The following is a 7,221-nucleotide window of genomic DNA, read 5'->3' on the forward strand; positions in this document are numbered from 1 at the left end:
TGTGCCAAAAAATTAGCTATGTACACTGGTTTAAAGAGCTAGTCCCACCTGGTTAAATTTACCTCTTGACAGGGTTACTATGTCCATTTTTACCTAGTTCATAAGTACCGATTCAACACTTCTGGTCTTGGACAACAAGATTAACGTATTGAGTGTTTCTTTAAAGCATCCTGAACTTCTTTTTTTCTTATAGACTTTAGGAACCCGATTTAGCATTCTATCTATATAAACATCGAGCAAGTAGTCGATCATATGGCAATTCTGCCACTCCTCAACATCAATTTGCTGATAAGCAAGACTCGTAACCGCCAAAAACAACGGTTGACGAATAAAATCAACAATCTTCTCAGACCCCTTGATACTCTCCCAAAACTCCCCTAGATTGACCGAGGTAAAATAATGCCGAATTTGCTCATTCGTCAAATCCTCCAGGCAAATCGCCCCATTTAAGTGCAACATCTCCTCATAAACTTCATATTCCTCCTTGCGACTGCACACCACCAAATGCAACGGCGAAAACTCACCCTCTAAAAACTGATTAATTGCCCGGACACACTTCGCCTGACGTTCCGGTTGCAATTCATCCAACCCATCCAACAACAGCACGAACTCCTTCTCCCGGAGCCACTGTTCCCCGATTTCCTGACTGACCCCCTTACTCATCAGATGAGAGAGAACCCACTCCTTAATCGAAGGGTCATATTTTTTCTGTTCCCAGAATTTGGGAAACTCCCGTTTTGTCACCTCTTGCCAAGTCGAAAGCTCCAAAATCACCGGAATCGGGGCATCGCTATCCCCTTCTGCCCGCTCAATCAAGGCTTCGGCTAACTCTAATAACGTCGTGGTTTTGCCGCCCCCCGGTTTGCCCAAAATCAGGAACTTGCCGGAAATTGTGGGATTATCAAACACATCCAGAATCGTCGTCTGGGCGGGTAACTGAACGCTGCGCTGTTCCCCCACCTTCACGGACATATCCCAAGGACGTTGCACCTGCTGGGGTTGCTGTTCCTTGCCCAAATTCACGAACGCTGCCCGGTGGATAGACTGGTTTAAACGGCTTTCCACCTCGGTTTGCATCTGAGTCAATACACTTTGACGTTGGCGATACTCCTGTTTAGATAACTGTCGCCCCCCCGGTTGATTTTGCAGCGACTCGAACCCCTGCCGCACCTCTTGACGAAATTCCGTTACTTCTTGGCGCAACTCCTCTAGGCGTTCCTCTAGGCTTTGTAGCAATTCGGTGATAGTGGTTTCCATCACCCCCAACTGGTGACAAACTTCCGCAAAACCAGAATCAATCCGGCGGGAAATATCGTTAAAAAACGCCTGCTGCTGGTCAACCGTTCCCCGCAACTGGGTTTCTAATGCCTGGAACTGTTGCAGAATTGGGCTGAACTCCTCAGCATTCATCCCTCCCTGACTGGCTTGCAGTTGGCTCAATTGTGCCTGCATTCCCGTCAGTAACTGCAACGTTAACCCCGCCCATGCTTTCCCATCATTAGCAAAATCTTCCTTAAGGGTTTCTCGCAAGGCTTTAGAGAAAGTGCTATGCAATAATTCAGCAACCTCTTGACGCACCTCTGGGGGAATGGCAAACCCACCCCCTTTACAAGCAGCCATATTGAGGCCGATGAAAATATCCCCCCATTCTGTAGCGGTGAGGTTGCCCTGTTGGGTGAGTTGGTATTCTTCCGGGGTAAGAAATTGATCGAGCTTGGCTTCTCGCAGTGCCGGGTAGCGTTGCTGGGTGAGTTCCTGTTGAGCAATTTCGACCCAGTTATCCTTAGCTTGAGCAGCAATTTTCTCCAGATATTGGCGGGTTTTGCCCCGCTGTGATCTAGCAGCAAGGGTGATAACAGCAGCGATCGCCTTCCCCACCGCCTTCGTTAAATCATGATTTTCTAGGGAGACTCTCCCCTCCCCTCCATCCAGTAGCGCATCGATCGCATTAGCCGTATTCCCCGCCGCCACATTCCCTAGGGCAGTGGCAAAAATCCCCCCCACCGGCCCCACAATCGCCGTAGTCGCCAAAGCACCCAGAACACAGCCGCCACCAATGGTTAACTTAACAAGCGATCGCCCTACATCCATAGCCATCTCCACAACCCCTATAGATGAATCCTAGCGCAGTCCCCCTTCAGCCGATTAAAAAACTTACCCACCTTGAACAAACCGCAACAAACCCCCTAAAGTAAACATTCAGCCCATCGCCCCCACCCCTCAACCATGCTCACCCTCTACGGCATTCCCCACTGCGGCACTTGCAAAAAAGCGATCGCCTGGCTCAATGACCACAATATCCCCCACAACTTCATCAACGTCAAAACCGACCTCCTCAACCTCCTCACCTAACCCCCACTCCCCACACCTCATCTTGCGTTAGGCTAAAAGAATAGACCCATGGGGAGAACTTGGTTTAATGACATTACTCCCGACTCCTCCCACAAGCAGACGGCCTCCGCAAGCCCTAAAATAGGGAGCAACGCTAACCAAAGGGAAAAAACCAAAAATTATGAGCATTGATGCCGCAGAGTACCGTCACCGTCGAGAACAAATTATGGCGAAAATCGGCCAGGGAACGGCTGTTTTTCGCAGCGCTCCGATGGTGGTGATGCACAATGATGTAGAATACCCGTTTCGCCAAGATAGTGATTTTTTCTATTTAACGGGATTTAATGAACCGGAAGCTGTTGCGGTGTTGGCCCCTCATCACGACGAACACCGTTTTATCTTGTTTGTGCAACCGAAAGATCCTGAAAAGGAAACCTGGACAGGATATCGAGTGGGGATAGAACAAGCCAAGGAACGCTATGGAGCCGATGAAGCTTATCCCATCACAGAGTTTAACGAAAAATTCCCCCAATATATTCAAAAAGCCGAACAAATTTACTATCATTTAGGACGAGATGAGGGGTTTAATCAAACGATTCTCCAACATTGGCAACGTTTTATTATGACCTATCCCCGGCGAGGCACTGGCCCCCTTGCTCTAGTCGATTCTAATTCCCTCATTCATCCTCTGCGACAGGTGAAAAGTGCGGCCGAATTGGAGTTAATGCGTCGTGCTACCTCCATCTCTGCGGAAGCTCATAATCGCGCTCGGCACTTTGCTAAACCGGGGATGTATGAATATCAAGTGCAGGCGGAAATTGAACACACTTTTCGCTTACAAGGGGGAATGGGTCCGGCCTATCCCTCTATTGTGGCATCGGGACCCAATGCCTGCATTCTTCACTATACGGAAAATAACCGTCAGATGCAGGATGGAGATTTATTGCTGATTGATGCAGGCTGTGCCTTTGATTACTATAACGGGGATATTACCCGGACCTTCCCGGTGAATGGTCAGTTTAACAAGTATCAACAGGCGATTTATGAGTTAGTGTTAGCGGCCCAGATGAAGGCGATCGCCGAGGTTCAACCCGGCAAGGCCTATAATGAGTTCCACGATATAGCCGTTTGTGTCCTCGTGCAGGGATTAATTGACCTGGGACTCCTCCAAGGGGACTTAGAAGAGTTAATCAAAGAAGAGAAGTATAAACCCTTCTATATGCACCGTACCGGCCACTGGTTGGGCTTAGATGTCCATGATGTAGGAATTTATCAACCCAGTCCTGAGCAATGGCACGTTCTCCAACCCGGCAATATTTTAACCGTAGAACCGGGCCTTTACATCGCACCGGATATTAAACCCGCCGAAGGACAACCGGAAGTTCCCCCAGAATGGCGCGGGATTGGGGTTCGTATTGAGGATGATGTATTAGTGACTGAACAAGGTCATGATATCCTAACGGCCGATGTTCCCAAGGCGATCGCCGATTTGTAAAAGGGTCATAGTTAGGGTCTGCTGAAAAAGCCCAACGCTAGACTCAACAAGGGAATTGATAATTGATAATTGATAATTGACAATTATTTCCGACTCCCGACTCCCCCTCTCCCCTGCTCCCCGAGTTATTCAGCAAGCCCTAGTTACAGTAAAAAGCCATCTCCGAGATTACAGAGATGGCTTTCTGCTCTCTAATAGAATTTATACATTTTGTGACCTTCATCACACCATCCGGATGCAGAGGGTTTAAACTGAAAGTAAAGGTTAGGTAAAGAAAAGGTTAACAACTAGATTAACAATCAGGTTAATAACTTGGACAACCTATCCCCCCTCTGATCACCAAGGAGCTTGAAGATCATGGCTACTACACTCACCCGTCCACTCGATGTCAAAATTCCCAGCGTTGCTCCTGCGACATTTCCCAGCACAACGGCTAAACCCCGTCTTGTAGCACGTTGGGTCAAGGACGAAAATAATCAGCTGTATTGTCAATGGGTACAAGCATGATTGACGGAATTGAGAATCCCCGACCTAAAGAATCCCCGCACCTTTTAGGTCGGGGATTCTTTTTTGGCGGAATGAAAGTATAATCAATTTCGTATAATGGACAGCCTCCTGTTTACCAAAAGGATGGCGCGGGAATGCTTTACTCTACAATCCAATGGCATTAATTATTGCAGGGGAACGGTCAGGGGTGGGGAAAACCACCGTCACACTGGCAATCCTGGCTTTTTTAGCCCAACAACAAGCCAAAGTCCAATCCTTCAAAGTGGGGCCTGATTATATTGACCCCATGTTTCATAGTCTGATTACAGGTCGCCCCTGTCGCAACCTTGACCCGGTGCTAACCTCAGAAGACTATGTAAAAGCCTGTTTTGCCCACCATAGTCAAGGGGTGAAGTATAACCTCATTGAGGGGGTGATGGGGTTATTTGATGGGATTCCCCTGACCTTGCCCGACTATGCCAGCACCGCCCATATTGCCCGACTGTTAAAGATTCCCGTCCTGTTAGTCTTAGATTGTAGTCGCCTCTCCGGTTCCATTGCGGCGATCGCCCAAGGTTACTGTAACTTTGATCCCCAGGTCAAAATTGCCGGACTCATCCTCAACCGCGTCGCCAGTCCTCGCCATCAAGCCCTGTTGGAAAATGCCCTAGAACCCCTCTCAATCCCCATTTTGGGCATTTTAAACCGTCAAGACGCTTTAACCATCCCCGATCGTCATCTAGGGCTAGTTCCAACAGACGAATTAACCGACCTGCACCGCCTGTTTGACCAACTGGCCACCCTCGCTCAAACCGCTTTTCGGTGGTCTACCCTCTTGCCCCTGCTGGCCGACACCCACCCCTCGGGATCTCCCCCATCTGTACCCCCACCCCTCACTCCCCCCCTACGGATTGCCATTGCCCGCGATCGCGCCTTTAATTTCTATTACCCTGATAATCTAGACTTCCTACAACAACAAGGGGCAGAATTAGTCTTTTGGAGTCCCCTAGAAGATGCCCACCTGCCCCCCCATATTCAAGGCCTTTACCTCGGGGGGGGATTTCCCGAAGTCTTCGCCCCTGCCCTAGCCGCCAATCACGGCCTCCGGCACAACCTCCTACAAACCCTCCGCCAAGGTTTGCCCACCTATGCCGAATGTGGAGGCTTAATGTACCTGTGCCGTAGCATTACCAACTTTGCCGGGGAAAGCTGGCCAATGGTCGGTTTATTGCCCAGCGATGCCCAGATGGGGCAGCGTTTAACCTTGGGCTATCGTCAGATTACCGCCCTCCAATCCACCCCCCTGCTCACCTGTGGTCAAAGCCTTTGGGGGCATGAGTTCCACCGTTCTCAACTCACCGTTTCCCCCCAGTCCCCCCTCTTACAAAGCCAAAGTTATCACCCCAACAGTCCCATCATGACCGAAGGCTGGAAAATGCACCAAGTCCACGCTTCCTATATTCATCTGCACTGGGGCAGTCATCCTGAATTGCCGCAACGGTTTTTAACGGCTTGTCGGCAATATTCCCCTTAAAATAGGAGAAAGAAGCCTCGAAGCACAAAAGGAGGCCCCGTGCAACTATTAGAAGATCGAAAACAAGCGGGATTGTTGTTAGCCCAAAAACTGCAACACCACCACCCAGAACTCTTTGCAACAGGGGCAAATCAAGGGATTTGGGTATTAGCTTTGCCCAGAGGAGGGGTTCCCGTTGCCCACGAAATCGCCCAAGCCCTACAGGCCCCCCTAGAGGTCTGTTTAGTGCGAAAATTGGGAACTCCGGGTAATCGAGAACTAGCGATGGGGGCGATTGGTTTAGGGGGGGCGCAAGTCTTGAATACCAGTGTGATTGAGTCTCATGGAATTTCTTCTGAGGCGATCGCCCAAATCACAGCCACAGAGGAGCAAGAATTACATCGGCGCGATCGCCTTTATCGTGGCAATCATCCCTGGCCCTCCTTAAAAAACCAGACCCTAATCTTAGTCGATGATGGCGTAGCCACCGGATCCACCCTTTACGCCGCCTTAACCCTCTTAAAGCCCCAACACCCCAAACGGATTATCATTGCTGTCCCCGTTTTGCCCGTTGTCGTCTATCGGGAATTGCAGAGGGAAGTTGATGATCTCGTCTATTTAGAAACCCCAGAACCCTTTTACTGTATTAGTCCTTGGTACGAAGATTTCCACCAACTCAGTGATCGGGAAGTCTGTGCCTTATTGCAATCCCACCCAGACCAAAACACCCCCAACCAAAAAACTTAATGTTGTCTCAAAGCACTACCCCCTCAAGGATATCCCGCCCCCCCCGCAAAAACACCCTAGCGCAATTCCCCCAAACTCGCTAAATTTGGAGTGTTGATTGATATTTTCCCCAGCCCTACGCTATCACTAGCGTCTTCCTTGTCCTATGAGCGCCTTACCGATTCCTCAATTTGAACTGCAAAGCCCCTTAGAATTGGCTCAATTGCTACAATCCGCCAAAACATGGCGAGAAGTTGAGGCTCTCACCACCAGCTACCCTCATCTGAAAGTAGCTGCTTGGGAATTACTCACAGAGGGGGACAAGGAACGCATCAAAACCTTAAAACAGTGGCAAGATTTCGCCATTGCCCAGAAATTCCCCATTGGTTGCACCGTACAACGGATTGACGACGCAGAACATTTAACGGGAGAAGTGGTTCAATATTGGCGCGCTTATGGTGTGGAGTACGTGACCTTTAAAGTGGGGGCAGATTATGACTGGTGTCGGGGGAGTTTGTTAGAGAAGGTATAGTTAGGGTCGGCTGAAAAAGCCCAACGCTAGACTCAACAAGGGAATAGGGAATAGGGAATAGGTAATAGAGAATAGGTGATAGGGAATTTCTCCCCTGCTCCCCCGCTCCCCCGCTCCCCTGCTCCCCCGCTCCCCCGC

Annotated in this window: 7 protein-coding genes; 6 read left to right on the forward strand and 1 reads right to left on the reverse strand. The window is 49.6% G+C overall.

The window, feature by feature from the left end; all coding sequences use genetic code 11:
- Nucleotides 1-93 precede the first annotated feature (93 nt).
- On the reverse strand, nt 94-2,091 hold the full coding sequence (locus tag K4A83_RS21200) for an NACHT domain-containing protein (protein ID WP_407810258.1): 1,998 nt from the start codon (nt 2,089-2,091) through the stop codon (nt 94-96).
- A 135-nt stretch (nt 2,092-2,226) separates the two neighbouring features.
- Between K4A83_RS21200 and K4A83_RS21205 the strand changes: the two genes are divergently transcribed.
- The 6 genes from K4A83_RS21205 (at nt 2,227) to K4A83_RS21230 (ending at nt 7,083) form a co-directional block, all read left to right on the forward strand.
- On the forward strand, nt 2,227-2,352 hold the full coding sequence (locus K4A83_RS21205) for an arsenate reductase family protein (protein WP_265266698.1): 126 nt from the start codon (nt 2,227-2,229) through the stop codon (nt 2,350-2,352).
- A 160-nt stretch (nt 2,353-2,512) separates the two neighbouring features.
- On the forward strand, nt 2,513-3,826 hold the full coding sequence (locus K4A83_RS21210) for an aminopeptidase P N-terminal domain-containing protein (protein ID WP_265266699.1): 1,314 nt from the start codon (nt 2,513-2,515) through the stop codon (nt 3,824-3,826).
- A gap of 357 nt (nt 3,827-4,183) precedes the next feature.
- The gene (locus K4A83_RS21215) at nt 4,184-4,333 is read left to right on the forward strand and encodes a hypothetical protein (RefSeq protein ID WP_265266700.1); all 150 of its coding nucleotides are present in this window, start codon (nt 4,184-4,186) and stop codon (nt 4,331-4,333) included.
- Between the two features lie 154 nt (nt 4,334-4,487).
- Nucleotides 4,488-5,846, forward strand: coding sequence for a cobyrinate a,c-diamide synthase (locus tag K4A83_RS21220; protein ID WP_265266701.1), 1,359 nt, complete (start codon nt 4,488-4,490; stop codon nt 5,844-5,846).
- 39 nt (nt 5,847-5,885) lie between these two features.
- Nucleotides 5,886-6,572: a phosphoribosyltransferase gene (locus K4A83_RS21225; protein ID WP_265266702.1), complete on the forward strand. Its 687-nt coding sequence runs from the start codon at nt 5,886-5,888 to the stop codon at nt 6,570-6,572.
- Between the two features lie 145 nt (nt 6,573-6,717).
- Entirely contained in the window at nt 6,718-7,083 is a 366-nt protein-coding gene (locus tag K4A83_RS21230; RefSeq protein ID WP_265266703.1) for a hypothetical protein, read from the forward strand.
- Nucleotides 7,084-7,221: the final 138 nt, after the last annotated feature.

The organism is Spirulina subsalsa FACHB-351, assembly GCF_026130165.1.
Lineage (GTDB): Bacteria > Cyanobacteriota > Cyanobacteriia > Cyanobacteriales > Spirulinaceae > Spirulina_A > Spirulina_A subsalsa_A.